Genomic DNA, 15115 nt, shown 5'->3' with positions numbered 1-15115 from the left:
AATGACGGCTTGAATGAGGTTTGAAATTGCACGGCACCTTGCGGGAGCGAGCCTGCTCGCGAAGGCGTAATTTCAATCAAGACTGATGTGACTGATACACCGCTTCGCGAGCAGGCTCGCTCCCACAGGGCTCGCTCTCACATGTCAGTCGGCTTCGTGGACTTCCTGCAATTGCCCCAACCGACTGCGCGTACGTGCCAGGTCGATCGCGTTGCCCGCCAGGCTCTGGCACAACGGCAGTTGGCCAAGCAACGTCAGGTGTTTGTCCTGATCGTAAAGCACATCGATCAGGTTGATGAAGCGCTGCTGCACAGCGATGGGGCAGGCATCCAGTGCCGGCAAGTCATCGATGATCCACTGATCGAAACGCTGGCACAGCTGCAGGTAATCCATGACGGCCGTCGGCTGTTCACACAGGTCGCTGAAGGTAAAACCGACCCGACGCTCTTCGCACAAGCGCGCCTGCAGGTGGCGGGTGCCGACCGCGAGCGTCAGGGCCGGCGCAGCCTGCGGCGGCACGTTCAGGGCCTGGCGTTGGGCCGGCGTGGCGGGCCAGACGTAATGTCCCTGGGTGAACCGCTGATGCGTATGGCGCCGGGCCTGGCTGCGATAGTCGTGAGGACCACCCACCTCCATCACCTGCATACGCGCATTGATCAGTTCGATCACCGGCTTGAAGCGGGCGTGATAAAGCGGATTGGGCAGCAGCCCTTCCGGCGCGTAGTTGGATGTCAGTAACAGCACGATCCGGCGCTTGAACAATGCCTTGAACAGACGACTGATGAGCATCGCGTCGCCGATATCGTGGACATGAAACTCATCGAAACACAGGACCTGGCAGTCTTGCAGCCATTCGTCGAGCGTGACCTCCAGCGCGTCCTCCAACTGACGGTGGCGGAACATGTCCTGATGCAATTGGGCGAAGAACTGATGGAAATGCAGGCGGCGTTTGCGGGCGATCGGCAGTGCCTGAAAAAAACCGTCGAGCAGCCAGCTCTTGCCGCGCCCGACCGGGCCGTACAGGTACAGGCTGGGCGGCGTGCGCGCGCGGCTGTCGAGCAAAATACTGGCCTGCTGCGCCATGCAGTCAATCACCTGCTGCTGGCTGCGGCTGAGGGTGTAACCCTGCTGGTGGGCCTTGTCGCGGAAATATTCGCGGATCGCCCGGGCATTGCCATCAGGCGCCGCGCTGGCGGCCAGGCCCTTGCCGAACAAGCGCTGCAACACCCGCCAGCGTTGGCTCAATCGTGTTCGTCTGGACGGTCGGGCGGGCACGCGGGGCAGACTCCTGGTTGATTGGGCCGGCTCCACCGGGAGCGCGGCGGTCCCAGTTTAACCAGAGCTCGGGCGCCAGCTCCATGAAATATGCACGATCCCGAATGTAAGAGCTGACGAGTGCAGGGTGGTATTTCAGAACGGTGGTGATTGCTTGAGCAACTGCGCCGCCGGTGAGTCCGTCGGGCTGACCAGCGCATAGTTGTAGCCGGCACCGGACCAATAGTCAGCCTGCAAATCGCCATCGTTGCGACTGCCCCGCGGCAGGAACGTATTCTTCGGCCCCGGCGGGCGCACGTAAAAACTCACTTTGTGGCCGTTGCCATCCTCGTACATCACCATCGCCGCCGGACCTTCGTCGGTGCTCAGCAAACGCCCGCTGACCGGCTCGAACCCGGCGTCTTTGAGATCCGGCAAGCGCCCCGCCTGCTTGAAATAACCGTCGAGCCAGCGCTGCATGTCGCCGCCATCGTCGACTTGGTAATCAGCCGGCAGCATCCCTTGCTGGGCTATCAGCCGATAGGCCTGCAAGGCGTCGGTCATTGGCAGCGGGGTGGGGCGTGCGAGGGTCATTTCCCTGGCCTGCCAACCACTGAAGCCGCCGATGCCGACCGCAATCAGCAACACCGCCGCGCTGGCCAGATGGCGTCGGGATTGCTGCCGGCGGCGCTGGCGGATCAGCACCGGATCCAGTGCCGGATTGGCCGGTTGCTGCAAGGCGCCACCGAGCGCCGCGCGCAGCTGCTGGGCATCCTGCTGCCAGGCGCGCACTTGCGCCGCTTCCTCGGGGTGGCTGGCCAGCCAGGTTTGCAGCACGCGCCGGTCGGCGTCGCTGAGCTGGTGGTCGACGTAGGCGTGCAAGTCATGCTCGCTGGGAGGCAGGCTGATCATTTGAGTATCCGCAAAGAAGGGCTGCTGATTTCGCCGTCGCTGAGTTGGCGCAAGGCCTGGCGGGCGCGGGACAGGCGCGACATCACGGTGCCGGTCGGGACGCCGAGGATCTCGGCGACCTCTTTATAGGCAAGGCCTTCCACCGACACCATCAGTAGCAGGGCGCGTTGTTCGGTGGGCAAGCGATCGAAGGCTTGCAGGGTCGAGCGGGCGATAACGGTGCGCTCTACCGACGGTTCGGCATCCTCGCGCCCGGTGAAGAATTCGAGCATTCGCGCATAGCGCCGAGCGCGGCGATGGGCATCGAGAAATTGCCGATACAGGATCGCGAACAACCAGGCGCGCAAATCGCCGTCGGTGCGTTTGCCGCCCCACGCTGACAGCGCTCGTTCAAGGCTGGCCTGGACCAGATCGTCGGCACTGCTGCTGTTGCGCGTCAGGGACACGGCAAAGCGGCGCAACCGGGGAATGATTTCTCTCAACTGTTCGTCGAATTCGCTCATGAAATTCTACTAGTCACTACGCTGTGGACTAGGAAGACGTCCGTCACTGGAGGTTATTCCACGTTCGAAAAAATAAACACTGCGCCATGGAATAAACCCTGACGGCGCGCGTCTTGCTGATTCTTCCTACCTACGGCCGTTGGCCTGGAGAGTTTCATGGTTGATCGCTCGTCTCCCAACACCGCACCGCCCGGCAGGCCACCACGCCGGCCATTGAGTGCCGCGAGTCTGGTTTTGCGTCTGGGCGGCATTGCCGTGGTAGTCGCCGCCGTGGCCGGGGCGATGGCCTACGTGCATGGCAACTTCGACCCACAGCGATTGACGCCCAAGGCGCTGGTCGATGTGCTGGAAAAGAACAACGGCGTGCATCAAGGTTTTCGGCGCAACCACGCCAAGGGCGTCTGCGTGATCGGCCATTTCGAGAGCAGTGGCGAGGCTCGGGCGTTTTCTACTGCGCAGGTGTTTAATCAACCACAGACGCCGGTGGTCGGGCGCTTCGCCTTGCCGGCGGGCAACCCGTATGCGCCGGACAGCGCCGTGCCGATCCGCAGTCTGGCGCTGCGCTTCACTCAGGCGGACGGCCAGCAATGGCGCACCGGGATGAACAGCATGCCGGTGTTCCCGGTGGCCACTCCCGAAGCGTTCTACCAATTGCAGCAGGCGCAGTCACCGGATCCGGCCACCGGTAAGCCCGACCCGACGAAGGTCCCGGCATTCTTTGCTGCGCACCCGGAAGCCGTGCCGTTCCTGACGTGGGTGAAGACCGCCAAGCCGTCGGCCAGTTACGCCACTGAAACCTATAACAGCGTCAATGCGTTTTACCTGGTCGACGCCAGCGGTAAAAAGCAGGCAGTGCGCTGGAGCATGACGCCATTGGCGCAGGACGCGGCAGGTGCCACCGCCCCTGAGGGCGCGGACTTTCTGGAAAAGGATCTGGTGCAACGCTTGGCTGCTGCACCATTGCGCTTCCAATTGAACATCACCCTGGCCAACGCCGACGATCCGGTAAACGATGCCAGCAAATCCTGGCCCGTCGAGCGCAAGGTGCTGAACGCCGGTACGCTGGTGCTGGAGAAAACCCAGCCGCAGCTCAGTGGCGAGTGCCGCGACATCAACTATGACCCGCTGGTGTTGCCGGCCGGCATTCAAGGTTCCGACGATCCATTGCTCGCCGCGCGTTCCGCCGGCTACGCCGATTCCTACCTGCGTCGCACCAGCGAAGTCAGCCAGTTGCCCGCGGCCAAACAGGAGGCTCGCCCATGAGCAAGCAACCGACTCATTTCGCCTTGCTGGCGCGCCTGTTGCACTGGCTGATGGCGCTGATGGTCATCGCCATGCTGTTTATCGGCGCCGGGATGGTCACTTCGGTGTCGTCTCGCCATGAATGGTTGATCCATCTGCACAAACCGTTGGGCATTGCGATCCTGGCGCTGGTGATCGTGCGCCTGCTGGTGCGTTGGACCACGCGCCAGCCGCCGCTGCCCGATGATCTGCCGGGCTGGCAAGTGCTGGCAGCCAAGGGCTCCCATGTCTTGTTGTATGCGTTGATGCTAGTGTTGCCGCTGCTCGGCTGGGCGATGATCAGCGCTTCGGGCGAGCCGGTGATGCTCAGCGCCTCAGTGCATTTGCCGTCAATCGTGCCGGCCGATGCACAGCTGTTTGCGTTGTTGCGCAAGGCCCACGGTTATCTGGCCTATCTGCTGTTTCTGACGATACTGGTGCACTTGGCGGCGGCACTGTTTCATGGCTGGGTTCGCCGTGATGAGGTGCTCGAGAGCATGTTGCGCGGGCGCGATCGCGGCTGACCCCTCAAAGCAAAAGATCGCAGGCGGGCTGCGATCTTTTGTCATTACAGGGGAGGGCGATCAGCGCAGGGTATCGACCATGTCGGCGAGCGTGGTCAGCACGTCTTTGCCCAATTGCTTCGAACGTTTGCCCGACCAGCCGGTGAGCTTGTCCGGGTGGTCGTCGTGGTCCTTGAACGGCATCTCCAGCGTCAGCGACAGGCAGTCGTATTTCTGCCCGACGCTGTTGCAGGCCAGTGTCATGTTGGCCTGACCCGGTTCGTCACGGGTGTAGCCGTAGGTGGTCTGGAAGTCTTTGGTGGTGTGCTTCAGGTGACTGCGGAAATGCTCTTCGAGCTTTTCGATGCGCGGCGTAAAGCCAGGGTTGCCTTCGCAGCCGGCGGTGAACACGTGAGGAATGGTTTCGTCGCCATGTACGTCGATAAACGCATCGACGCCATATTTTTCCATCTGTTGCTGGACGAAAAGCACTTCCGGGCTGATTTCCTGACTGGCGCTCTGCCAGGCGCGGTTCAAGTCCTGGCCCATGGCGTTGGTGCGCAGATGCCCGTGGAAGGCGCCGTCCGGGTTCATGTTCGGCACCAGATATAGATCGGCGCTGGCCAGGAGTTTGTTCAGCAGCGGATCGTCCTGACGTTCCAGGCGCTCAATCACGCCTTCCATGAACCATTCAGCCATGTGCTCGCCCGGATGCTGCTGGGCGATAATCCAGATCTTGCGCTGCTCTTCGGCACCGCTGCCTTTGCGCAGCAACTGGATGTCACGGCCTTCGACGCTTTTGCCGGTCGCCAGCAGTTCGGTGCCAGCCTTGCTCAGCGCTTGCCCGATCAGCCAATCGTGACGGCCACGGCTGTAAGGTTCGAAATAGGCGAACCAGGCATGGGTTTGCTCGGCTTCGAGGCAAAAGCGCAGGCTGTCGCCTTCGAAACTGGTGGGGATGCGGAACCAGTTGACGTGATCATACGACGCCACCGCTTGATAGCCCGGCCAGCCTTTGCTGTAGGTCGATTGGCTGGCATTGACCAGGCGAAACCAGTGTTCCTGATGAACATGCAGGCCGCTGGCCTTGAAGTGGAACCACTGAAAATGCGCGCTGCGTGTATCCGGGCGGATGGCCAGCACCGGATTGAGCGGATTACTGATGTCGATGACTTGGATATTGCCGCTGTCGAAGTTGGCGCTGATATCGAATGAAGATTTGGCCACAGTCATAGTCGGGTCCTGAATATGATTTTTATGGCGGCTACTTTACACGCAAGACAGCGGTGAAACCGAGGGGAATCGCGGGGTTTGTGGCGGGGGGCGTCCTCCATGACGCGAAGGCAGCTTAGAGACTGTGCGATTGATTCTCAAGTGCTAATTGTCGTTAGTTTGCCCCAATGTGGCCGGGCTCGGCTTGCCAACCAATATTCTTTTGATATTATCCGCGCCATCGAATTTGCAGCACCCAAAGACTTCATTAGCCTGAAGACACAAGCCCGAAAAACGGGCAAAAAAAGACCCGGCAAAAAGCCGGGTCAAAAACCGTGATTAGCCTGATGAGGAGATAGTCCAGAAGACCGACCTAAGGTCCCTGGTCTATCGACTGATCTCGCGACCAGCTGCTTGCAATAATAATCATTATCATTTGCAAGTCAAATGTTTTTATCTGCGCGATTGGAAAATTCTTTCCTGTCCGTTTGAGCTTTCATGGCTCAGGCCTCATCGCCGTCAAGCGAGTGGTCAACCATCGCCCGCGCCATATCCACCATGTGCACCACCGAGAACGCCAGATCGCGACTCACGCCTTGCAGGTTTTCGGCGGCTTTGAAGGCTGTCGCTGCGGCGCAGCGCAACAGATCCGAGGCATGCACCAGCGCTTCCTCGCCGCTGAGGTGACGCCTGACATCGAAAAAACGCTCATCGGCCTGGGGTTCTGAAACAGTTGGTTTCAAGTAATAGTCGAGCGCTCGCTGGGCCGCGGCGGTGCCTTGGGGCGAGGTGAAGGTGGTGTCCATTTGCAGATCGGGCAGGTCTTTGCTGTTGATATTCATCGTGAGGGGCCACTCCGTGTTGGATTGAAAGTCCGTTCGCTCAGGATAGTACGATCCGTAATTGTGACTTGAATTTTAATACTACAATATGTGTTTTGCGGGCCGCAGGCTCCCGCGTAAGGTGCCGCACATGGATAAATGGATTGAGTTGGTCAAGGCCAAAATGAGTGAGCTCAAAATCACTCAAACAGAGCTCGGAGAGCGCGTCGGCATGTCCCAGGGCGGCATCGGTCATTGGCTGAACAAACGTCGCGAGCCGGGCATTACGCAAATGAACCGTGTGCTGCAAGCGCTGGGCATGGAATTTCTGGAAGTGGAGCTGGTGATCCGCGAGCCGCAGCTGACGCCTGCGGACGAAATGCCGCTGGCGCAAAAGTACAACCCGTACTTCCGCTACCCGGTAAGCGATTGGCGTACCCCGTGCGAAGCGCGCGAGAGCGAACAGACCGCTTATGCGCCCGCCTCAGGCAAGCAGCGGTTCGAACTGACGGATTACCACGCCCGTGGCGCCGCGTTCTGGCTGACGGTGGCCGGCGATTCAATGACGGCACCCAGCGGCCCGAGCGTGGCCGAAGGGATGTTGATCCTGGTCGATCCGGCAGCGGAGGCGGTGCCGGGCAAACTGGTCATCGCGCAGTGGCCCGACAGCGACGAAGCGATTTTTCGCAAACTCGACGAAGAGGGCGGCCAGCGTTACCTGGTGCCGCTCAACCCGACCTGGCCGAAAGCGCTGTTCACCGACGAATGCCGAATCCTCGGTGTGGTGGTCCAGGCAACGGCACGTTTCTAGGCCGATCGATCCGCGTTTGCCGGCGGATCGATCGGCTTGTTCACAGCTCTTGCAGTTCCACCAGCGCGCTGCCTTCGCCGACCATTTCGCCTTCCTGGCAATAGAGCGCCTTGACCACGCCCGCATGGGGCGCACGAATGCTGTGCTCCATTTTCATGGCTTCCAGCACCACGAGCTGAGCGCCCGCTTCGACGGTTTGTCCGGCCTCGACCAGCACGCGGACGATGCTGCCGTTCATCGGCGCGGTCAGCCCGCCCTGATGACTGTGGCTAGCTTCCACGGCGCTGATCGGATCGTACGTTTCGATGCGGCGCAACTGGCCATCCCATTGCAGATACACCGCGTCATGCCGACGAATCGCTCGTACCTGGCGACGAACACCGTCGTGTTCGATCAACAGTGTTTCGCCGTGAAGCCTTACGTTGCCATCTGCGTTCAAGGTCAGTGCGCGATCCTCGCCCTCACAGCTCAAGTGAAGGGTGATCTCGCTGGGCAGCCCGGCACGCCAACCACTGGCTGACGCCCACGGCGACTGTGTATCGTCCGCCGGCAAACTTTGCGCAACGGCCTGCGCAGCGGTATGCCAGAAAGCATCGCTCAGCGCCCCCGGCACGGGCAGCAACTGTTCCTGATAACGCGGGATAAAACCGGTATCCAGCTCAGCGGCAGCAAACGCCGGGTGGGCAATGATCTGGCGCAGGAAGTTGATATTGGTCTTCAAGCCGCCAATCGCGAATTCATCAAGCATGCTCAACAAGCGCAGGCGAGCCTGCTCGCGATCCTCGCCCCAGGCAATCAGCTTGCCGAGCATCGGGTCGTAGAACGGCGAAATCTCGTCACCTTCGGCAACGCCGCTGTCGACCCGGCGCCCCGGTCCGGCAGCGGATTCGCGGTACAGGTCGAGGCGACCAGTCGCCGGCAAAAAGTCGTTCGCCGGGTCTTCGGCATACAGCCGCACTTCAATGGCGTGCCCGTTGAGCGGCACTTGCGCCTGGGTGATCGGCAGCGCCTCGCCACGGGCAACGCGAATTTGCCAGGCAACCAGATCCAGGCCGGTAATGGCTTCTGTCACCGGGTGCTCAACCTGCAACCGCGTGTTCATCTCCATGAAGAAGAACTCACCGCGAGCATCCAGCAAAAACTCAACGGTGCCGGCGCCGACGTAACCGATCGCTTGCGCCGAACGGACCGCCGCTTCGCCCATCGCTCGCCGCCGCTCAGGTGTCAGGCCTGGCGCGGGGGCTTCTTCGACGACTTTCTGATGGCGTCGCTGAATCGAGCAATCGCGCTCGTTCAGGTACAGGCAATGACCGTGCTGGTCGGCAAAGATCTGGATTTCCACATGGCGCGGCTTGAGCAGGTACTTTTCCACCAGCATCCGCGAATCGCCGAACGACGATTGCGCTTCACGTTGCGCGGAGGCGAGGGCTTCGGCCAACTGACCGACGTGCTCAACCACTTTCATGCCTTTACCGCCGCCGCCGGCCGTGGCCTTGAGCAGCACCGGATAACCAATGCGCTCACACGCCTCACGGAAGGTCTCGAGGTCTTGCGCTTCGCCGTGGTAGCCCGGCACCAGCGGCACGCCCGCCGTTTCCATCAGGGCTTTGGCGGCGGACTTGCTGCCCATGGCGTCGATGGCCGAGGCGGGCGGACCGAGGAACACCAGTCCGGCCGCCTCGATCGCCCGGGCGAACCCTGCGTTCTCGGACAAAAAACCGTACCCCGGATGAATTGCCTGCGCGCCGCTGGCCTTGGCCGCGGCAATCAGTTTGTCGATTTGCAGGTAACTGTCGGCCGCTTTGCTGCCGCCCAGATCGACGCGAATATCCGCTTCACGGCTGTGCCGCGCCTCGCGGTCGGTGGCGCTGTGCACGGCGACGGTGGTCAGTCCGAGGGCCTTGGCGGTGCGCATCACGCGGCAGGCGATTTCGCCACGGTTGGCCACCAGCAAGGTGGTAATCACGGGTGCGCTCATCAACGCGACTCCTGAGTGGTTGCGGCTTGCCAGTTCGGCGGGCGTTTTTGCAGAAAGGCACGCAAGCCTTCCTGGCCTTCCGGGCTGACACGAATCCGCGCGATGGCATTTTCGGTGTAGCGGCGCAGGGCCGGGGTCAGCGCACCGTTGCCGACCTCACGCAGCAGATCTTTGCTGGCGCGCATGGCGGCGGGGCTGTTGAGCAGCAAATTGTCGATCCACTGTTCGACCTGTTGATCGAGTTCTGCAGCCGGATAGCTCTCCGACAACAGGCCGATCTCCCGCGCGCGCTGCCCGCCGAAGCGCTCGGCCGTCAGCGCATAACGCCGTGCCGCACGTTCGCCGATCGCCTGCACCACGAACGGACTGATCACTGCCGGCGCCAGACCGATGCGCACTTCCGACAGGCAGAACTGCGCATCATCGGCACCGATGGCCATGTCGCAGCAACTGATCAGTCCAAGCGCGCCACCGAACGCCGCGCCTTGTACCACGGCCACGGTGGGGATTTTCAGTTTGGCGAGGTTGTACATCAGCTCTGCCAGTTCACGGGCGTCGTCGAGGTTGGTGTTGTAATCGAGTTCCGCCGATTGCTGCATCCAGGCCAGGTCGGCGCCGGCACTGAAATGCCTGCCGCGCCCACGCAGTAACAGAAAACGCAGGCTGGCATCGCCGGCGACCTTGTCGAGGGCGAGGATCAGCTCACGAATCATTTCGGCGTTGAAAGCGTTGTTCTTCTCGGCGCGGTTGAGCCACAGCGTGGCGAAGCCGCGTGGGTCACTCTGGAGCTCAAGGGTGTTGAAATCACTCATATTCATCCGTCTCCACGGTTTTTTGCAGGAGCGGGAGCAAGCTCCCTCGCCACACAGGCTCGCTCCCACAAAAAAAGCATCACATCCGGAACACGCCGAAGCGGCTCGATTCGATTGGCGCGTTCAACGACGCGGACAAGGCCAGGGCCAACACGTCGCGGGTCTGCGCCGGGTCGATGACGCCGTCGTCCCATAGCCGGGCGCTGGAATAGTAGGGGTGGCCCTGTTCTTCGTATTGATCAAGGATCGGTTGTTTGATCTCGGCTTCCTGTTCGGCGCTGAACGCCTGACCGCTGCGCTCGGCCTGTTCGCGCTTGACCTGCACCAGCACGCCGGCCGCCTGTTCGGCGCCCATCACACCGATTCGCGCATTCGGCCACATCCACAAGAAACGCGGGTCATAGGCCCGCCCGCACATGCCGTAGTTGCCGGCCCCAAAGCTGCCGCCGATGATCACGGTGAATTTCGGCACCTTGGCGCACGCCACCGCGGTCACCAGTTTTGCGCCGTGCTTGGCGATGCCGCCGGCCTCGTATTTCTGCCCGACCATGAAGCCGGTGATGTTTTGCAGAAACAGCAACGGAATGCCGCGCTGGCAGGCCAGTTCGATGAAGTGCGCGCCTTTCTGCGCGGCTTCGGCGAAGAGGATGCCGTTGTTCGCCAGAATCGCGATCGGGTAACCGTGCAGATGGGCGAAACCGCAGACCAGCGTGGTGCCGAACAGCGCTTTGAACTCATCGAACAGCGAACCGTCGACCAGCCGCGCGATCACTTCGCGCACGTCGAACGGCTGCTTGGCGTCGGCCGGAACGATGCCATACAACTCATCGCTGGCGTACAGCGGCGCGATCGGCGTGCGTTGCTGCAGCTCGCCGAGCTTGCGCCAGTTGAGGTTGGCGACGCTGCGGCGGGCGAGGGCGAGAGCGTGTTCGTCACTCTCGGCGTAGTGGTCGGCCACCCCGGAGGTCTTGCAGTGCACATCAGCACCGCCCAGGTCTTCGGCGCTGACTACTTCGCCGGTCGCGGCCTTCACCAGCGGCGGCCCGGCGAGGAAAATCGTCGCCTGGTTGCGCACCATGATCGCCTCGTCCGCCATCGCCGGCACATAAGCGCCGCCAGCGGTGCACGAGCCCATGACCACGGCAATCTGCGGGATGCCCATGGCGCTCATGTTGGCCTGATTGAAAAAGATCCGCCCGAAGTGCTCGCGGTCCGGAAACACCTCGTCCTGGCGCGGCAAATTAGCGCCACCCGAATCCACCAGATAAATGCATGGCAAGCGATTCTGCTGGGCGATGGTCTGCGCGCGCAGGTGTTTTTTCACGGTCAGCGGGTAGTACGAGCCACCCTTCACCGTCGCGTCGTTGGCGACGATCATGCATTCGACGCCTTCGACCCGGCCGATTCCAGCGATCACCCCGGCGGCGGGCACTTCTTCGCCATACACGGCGTGAGCGGCGAGTTGGCTGATCTCGAGAAACGGCGAGCCGGGGTCGAGCAGGCGATTGATGCGCTCACGCGGCAGCAACTTGCCGCGCGAGGTGTGTCGCTCCTGGGCTTTCGCGCCGCCACCCTGCGCCACTTGGGCGAGCAGGGTGTGCAGGGCGTCGACCTGTTTGAGCATCGCCGCGCTGTTGGCGGCGAACTCCGCTGAACGCGGGTTGAGCTGAGTGTGCAGAATCATGGGGCTTACTCCGTAAGCAGCTTCTAGCTACAAGCGGCAAGCTGCAAGTTGGGGCAAGAGCTTGGTTCTCTTGTAGCTTGCGGCTTGCAGCTGACGAAATTCATTTCGTCTCGTTGAACAGTTCGCGACCGATCAGCATGCGTCGGATTTCGCTGGTGCCGGCGCCGATTTCATACAGCTTGGCGTCACGCAACAGGCGGCCCGCGGGGAATTCGTTGATGTAGCCGTTGCCGCCGAGAATCTGGATCGCGTCGAGGGCCATTTGCGTGGCGCGTTCGGCGGTGTAGAGGATCACCCCGGCGGCGTCCTTGCGCGTGGTTTCGCCGCGCTCGCAGGCCTGGGCAACGGCGTAAAGGTAGGCGCGGCTGGCGTTGAGTTGGGTGTACATGTCGGCGACTTTGCCCTGGATCAGCTGGAATTCGCCGATGCTCTGGCCGAACTGCTTACGGTCGTGGATGTACGGCACGATCAGGTCCATGCACGATTGCATGATCCCGGTCGGGCCGCCCGAGAGCACCACGCGCTCGTAATCGAGGCCGCTCATCAGCACTTTTACGCCGCCGTTGAGTACACCGAGGATGTTTTCTTCCGGCACTTCAACGTCATCGAAAAACAGCTCGCACGTGTTGGAGCCGCGCATGCCGAGCTTGTCGAATTTGTTGCTGCGGCTGAAGCCTTTCCAGTCTCGCTCGACGATGAACGCAGTGATGCCGTGCGGGCCTTTCTCCAGATCGGTCTTGGCGTAGATCACGTAGGTGTTGGCGTCGGGGCCGTTGGTGATCCAGGTTTTGCTGCCGTTGAGGACGAAACGGTCGCCGCGTTTGTCCGCGCGCAGTTTCATCGAGACCACGTCGGAACCGGCGTTGGGTTCGCTCATCGCCAGGGCGCCGACGTGCTCGCCGCTGATCAGCTTGGGCAGGTACTTGGTCTTTTGTTCGTGGTTGCCGTTGCGGTTGATCTGGTTGACGCAGAGGTTGGAATGCGCGCCGTAGGACAACGCCACCGACGCCGAGCCGCGGCTGATTTCTTCCATCGCCACCACGTGCGCCAGATAACCCAGGCCGGCGCCGCCGTACTCTTCCGGTACGGTAATGCCGAGCAGGCCCATGTCACCGAATTTGCGCCACATGTCGGCCGGGAACAGGTTGTCCTGATCGATCTGCGCCGCCCGCGGCGCAATCTGGTCGGCGACAAAGGACTGAACCTGATCGCGCAGCATGTCGATGGTTTCACCGAGGGCGAAGTTCAGGGATGGATAGCTCATGGGTCACCTTTTGGCTTTTTTATCGGGTGGAGCGCTCGAGAATCGGCGTTCAGCTTTACGTTAACGTAAAGCTTCAAGAGTTCGACTGTCAATCGGCTTTACGTAAGCGTCAACTTGGGCGAGAGTAAGGACAGTTCAGGATCGAAAACGGAGAGCTTCATGTAGGAGTGAGCCTGCTCGCGATAGTGTTGTACCAGTCAGCGTTTGCCTCGACTGACACACCGCTATCGCGAGCAGGCTCACTCCTACAAAGGGCACTTCGATACACCCACTAATAAAGACAATAGGGGTCATCATGGATCAACCCAGTGCAACACCGCAGCGCAGCTATACCCGCGGTTCTCAGGACAAAGCCTTGCTGGCGATGACCATCGGTCAGCGCTTCGATCAGACTGTCGCGCAGTACCCGGACGGCGAGGCGCTGGTGGTGCGCCATCAACAGTTGCGTTATTCCTGGCGGCAACTGGGCGACGCCGTGGACTTGCATGCCCGCGCCTTGCTCGCCCTCGGTTTGCAGGCCGGTGACCGCCTCGGCATCTGGGCACCCAATTGCGCGCAGTGGTGCATCAGCCAGTTCGCCACGGCGAAAATCGGCGTGATCCTGGTCAACATCAACCCGGCGTACCGCAGTTCCGAGCTCGAATACGTGCTCAAGCAGTCCGGCTGCCAATGGCTGGTCTGTGCAGGCGCGTTCAAAACCTCGAATTATCACGAAATGCTGCAGGGCCTGGCGCCGGAACTGGCCGAGCAATCCATCGGCCAGTTGCACAGCGAGCGCCTGCCGGACTTGCGCGGGGTGATCAGTCTCGATGCGCAACCGCCATCTGGCTTCCTGCCATGGTCGCAACTGGCCGATCTGGCCCGCAGTGTCTCGCCGCAACAATTATGCGAACGCAGCGACAGTCTGCATTTCGATCAACCGGTGAACATCCAGTACACCTCCGGCACCACCGGTTTTCCCAAAGGTGCCACCCTCAGTCACTACAACATCCTCAACAACGGTTTCATGGTCGGCGAGAGCATCGGCCTGACCCCCGCCGATCGCCTGATGATCCCGGTGCCGCTGTATCACTGCTTTGGCATGGTCATGGGCAACCTCGGCTGCATCACCCATGGCAGCACGATGATTTACCCCAACGATGCATTCGATCCGCTGCTGACGCTGCAAGCCGTCGCCGAGGAAAGGGCCACGGGCCTGTACGGCGTCCCCACCATGTTTATCGCCATGCTCGATCAGCCACAGCGCGGCGAATTCGATCTGTCGAGCCTGCGCACCGGCATCATGGCCGGCGCCACGTGTCCGATTGAAGTCATGCGCCGGGTCATTCGCGAGATGCACATGAGCGAAGTGCAGATTGCCTACGGCATGACCGAAACCAGTCCGGTATCGCTACAGACCGGACCGAACGACGAACTGGAATTGCGCGTGACTACCGTCGGCCGCACCCAGCCGCAGCTGGAAAGCAAAATCATCGACGAGGCCGGGAATCTCGTACCCCGAGGCACCATCGGCGAACTCTGCACCCGCGGTTACAGCGTGATGCTGGGTTACTGGAACAACCCGCAGGCCACCGCAGAAGCCATCGACGAGGCAGGGTGGATGCACACCGGCGACCTGGCGAGCATGAACGAGGCGGGCTACGTCAATATCGCCGGGCGCAACAAGGACATGATCATCCGTGGCGGCGAGAATATTTATCCGCGTGAACTGGAGGAGTTTTTCTTCACTCACCCGGCGGTGGCGGACGTCCAGGTGATCGGCATTCCGTGTTCGCGCTATGGCGAAGAAATTGTCGCCTGGATCAAATTCCACCCCGGCCACAGCGCCTCGGAACTGGAACTGCAAGCCTGGTGCAAAGAACGCATCGCGCACTTCAAGACGCCGCGGCATTTCAAATTCGTTGAAGCGTTTCCGATGACGGTGACGGGCAAGATCCAGAAATTCCGCATGCGCGAGATCAGTATCGAAGAGCTGCGCGGAAGGCAGTCCTGAAGAAGATCAAATGTGGGAGCGGGCTTGCTCGCGAAAGCGGTGTGTCAGTCAATGCAAGTGTGAATGGCACACTGCATTGACTGACAC

The 15115-nt window shown here is 61.3% G+C and carries 13 protein-coding genes; 4 read left to right on the top strand and 9 right to left on the bottom strand.

Translation table 11 applies throughout. The features are described from left to right. Positions 1–144 precede the first annotated feature (144 nt). The 3 genes from zapE to HU765_RS17930 all read right to left on the bottom strand — a co-directional run bounded on the left by zapE (position 145) and on the right by HU765_RS17930 (position 2669). Complete coding sequence (zapE, locus tag HU765_RS17940; protein ID WP_186622049.1) at positions 145–1275, bottom strand: cell division protein ZapE; 1131 nt, start codon at positions 1273–1275, stop codon at positions 145–147. Positions 1276–1410: 135 nt separating this feature from the next. Further along, positions 1411–2166: an anti-sigma factor gene (locus HU765_RS17935; RefSeq protein ID WP_186622047.1), complete on the bottom strand. Its 756-nt coding sequence runs from the start codon at positions 2164–2166 to the stop codon at positions 1411–1413. Continuing rightward, positions 2163–2669 (bottom strand): sigma-70 family RNA polymerase sigma factor, encoded by a 507-nt coding sequence (locus HU765_RS17930; protein ID WP_186622045.1) that lies wholly within the window; start codon positions 2667–2669, stop codon positions 2163–2165. The genes HU765_RS17935 and HU765_RS17930 overlap by 4 nt, the downstream gene beginning before the upstream one ends. A gap of 156 nt (positions 2670–2825) precedes the next feature. Here HU765_RS17930 and HU765_RS17925 point away from each other — a divergent pair, with 156 nt between their 5' ends. Next, complete coding sequence (locus HU765_RS17925; protein ID WP_186622043.1) at positions 2826–3932, top strand: catalase family peroxidase; 1107 nt, start codon at positions 2826–2828, stop codon at positions 3930–3932. Beyond that, positions 3929–4474 (top strand): cytochrome b, encoded by a 546-nt coding sequence (locus HU765_RS17920; RefSeq protein ID WP_186622042.1) that lies wholly within the window; start codon positions 3929–3931, stop codon positions 4472–4474. Before HU765_RS17925 ends, HU765_RS17920 begins: the two co-directional genes overlap by 4 nt. 60 nt (positions 4475–4534) lie before the next feature. On the opposite strand, the gene HU765_RS17915 is transcribed toward HU765_RS17920, so the two are convergent. Both HU765_RS17915 and HU765_RS17910 read right to left on the bottom strand, forming a co-directional pair. Beyond that, positions 4535–5686 (bottom strand): carboxypeptidase family protein, encoded by a 1152-nt coding sequence (locus tag HU765_RS17915; RefSeq protein ID WP_186622041.1) that lies wholly within the window; start codon positions 5684–5686, stop codon positions 4535–4537. Positions 5687–6168: 482 nt separating this feature from the next. Then, on the bottom strand, positions 6169–6507 hold the full coding sequence (locus HU765_RS17910) for a DUF3077 domain-containing protein (RefSeq protein WP_186622040.1): 339 nt from the start codon (positions 6505–6507) through the stop codon (positions 6169–6171). A 130-nt stretch (positions 6508–6637) separates the two neighbouring features. Here HU765_RS17910 and HU765_RS17905 point away from each other — a divergent pair, with 130 nt between their 5' ends. Further along, positions 6638–7297: an XRE family transcriptional regulator gene (locus HU765_RS17905; protein ID WP_186622039.1), complete on the top strand. Its 660-nt coding sequence runs from the start codon at positions 6638–6640 to the stop codon at positions 7295–7297. A 40-nt stretch (positions 7298–7337) separates the two neighbouring features. On the opposite strand, the gene HU765_RS17900 is transcribed toward HU765_RS17905, so the two are convergent. The 4 genes from HU765_RS17900 to HU765_RS17885 form a co-directional block, all read right to left on the bottom strand. Continuing rightward, positions 7338–9275 carry an acetyl/propionyl/methylcrotonyl-CoA carboxylase subunit alpha gene (locus HU765_RS17900; protein WP_186622038.1) on the bottom strand — a complete coding sequence of 646 codons (1938 nt, stop codon included), beginning with the start codon at positions 9273–9275 and terminating at the stop codon, positions 7338–7340. Continuing rightward, positions 9275–10087 carry a gamma-carboxygeranoyl-CoA hydratase gene (locus HU765_RS17895; RefSeq protein WP_186622037.1) on the bottom strand — a complete coding sequence of 271 codons (813 nt, stop codon included), beginning with the start codon at positions 10085–10087 and terminating at the stop codon, positions 9275–9277. Before HU765_RS17895 ends, HU765_RS17900 begins: the two co-directional genes overlap by 1 nt. 79 nt (positions 10088–10166) lie before the next feature. Continuing rightward, the gene (locus HU765_RS17890; RefSeq protein WP_186622036.1) at positions 10167–11771 is read right to left on the bottom strand and encodes a carboxyl transferase domain-containing protein; all 1605 of its coding nucleotides are present in this window, start codon (positions 11769–11771) and stop codon (positions 10167–10169) included. Positions 11772–11871: 100 nt separating this feature from the next. Then, positions 11872–13035 carry an isovaleryl-CoA dehydrogenase gene (locus tag HU765_RS17885; RefSeq protein WP_186622035.1) on the bottom strand — a complete coding sequence of 388 codons (1164 nt, stop codon included), beginning with the start codon at positions 13033–13035 and terminating at the stop codon, positions 11872–11874. Positions 13036–13330: 295 nt separating this feature from the next. Here HU765_RS17885 and HU765_RS17880 point away from each other — a divergent pair, with 295 nt between their 5' ends. Next, a complete protein-coding gene (locus HU765_RS17880) occupies positions 13331–15028 on the top strand; it encodes an AMP-binding protein (protein ID WP_186622033.1) in 1698 nt (565 codons plus the stop codon). Positions 15029–15115: the final 87 nt, after the last annotated feature.

The organism is Pseudomonas sp. SWRI81, from assembly GCF_014268545.1.
Taxonomy (GTDB): domain Bacteria; phylum Pseudomonadota; class Gammaproteobacteria; order Pseudomonadales; family Pseudomonadaceae; genus Aquipseudomonas; species Aquipseudomonas hamedanensis.
This window is presented reverse-complemented; position numbering and strand designations above follow the sequence as displayed.

What these genes read in the sequence shown, in the direction of transcription:
- HU765_RS17935 (WP_186622047.1), bottom strand. Translation starts at nt 2,166, where the DNA reads ATGATCAGCCTGCCTCCCAGCGAGCATGACTTGCACGCCTACGTCGAC.
- HU765_RS17930 (WP_186622045.1), bottom strand. Translation starts at nt 2,669, where the DNA reads ATGAGCGAATTCGACGAACAGTTGAGAGAAATCATTCCCCGGTTGCGC.
- HU765_RS17925 (WP_186622043.1), top strand. Translation starts at nt 2,826, where the DNA reads ATGGTTGATCGCTCGTCTCCCAACACCGCACCGCCCGGCAGGCCACCA.
- HU765_RS17920 (WP_186622042.1), top strand. Translation starts at nt 3,929, where the DNA reads ATGAGCAAGCAACCGACTCATTTCGCCTTGCTGGCGCGCCTGTTGCAC.
- HU765_RS17915 (WP_186622041.1), bottom strand. Translation starts at nt 5,686, where the DNA reads ATGACTGTGGCCAAATCTTCATTCGATATCAGCGCCAACTTCGACAGC.
- HU765_RS17910 (WP_186622040.1), bottom strand. Translation starts at nt 6,507, where the DNA reads ATGAATATCAACAGCAAAGACCTGCCCGATCTGCAAATGGACACCACC.
- HU765_RS17905 (WP_186622039.1), top strand. Translation starts at nt 6,638, where the DNA reads ATGGATAAATGGATTGAGTTGGTCAAGGCCAAAATGAGTGAGCTCAAA.
- HU765_RS17900 (WP_186622038.1), bottom strand. Translation starts at nt 9,275, where the DNA reads ATGAGCGCACCCGTGATTACCACCTTGCTGGTGGCCAACCGTGGCGAA.
- HU765_RS17895 (WP_186622037.1), bottom strand. Translation starts at nt 10,087, where the DNA reads ATGAGTGATTTCAACACCCTTGAGCTCCAGAGTGACCCACGCGGCTTC.
- HU765_RS17890 (WP_186622036.1), bottom strand. Translation starts at nt 11,771, where the DNA reads ATGATTCTGCACACTCAGCTCAACCCGCGTTCAGCGGAGTTCGCCGCC.
- HU765_RS17885 (WP_186622035.1), bottom strand. Translation starts at nt 13,035, where the DNA reads ATGAGCTATCCATCCCTGAACTTCGCCCTCGGTGAAACCATCGACATG.
- HU765_RS17880 (WP_186622033.1), top strand. Translation starts at nt 13,331, where the DNA reads ATGGATCAACCCAGTGCAACACCGCAGCGCAGCTATACCCGCGGTTCT.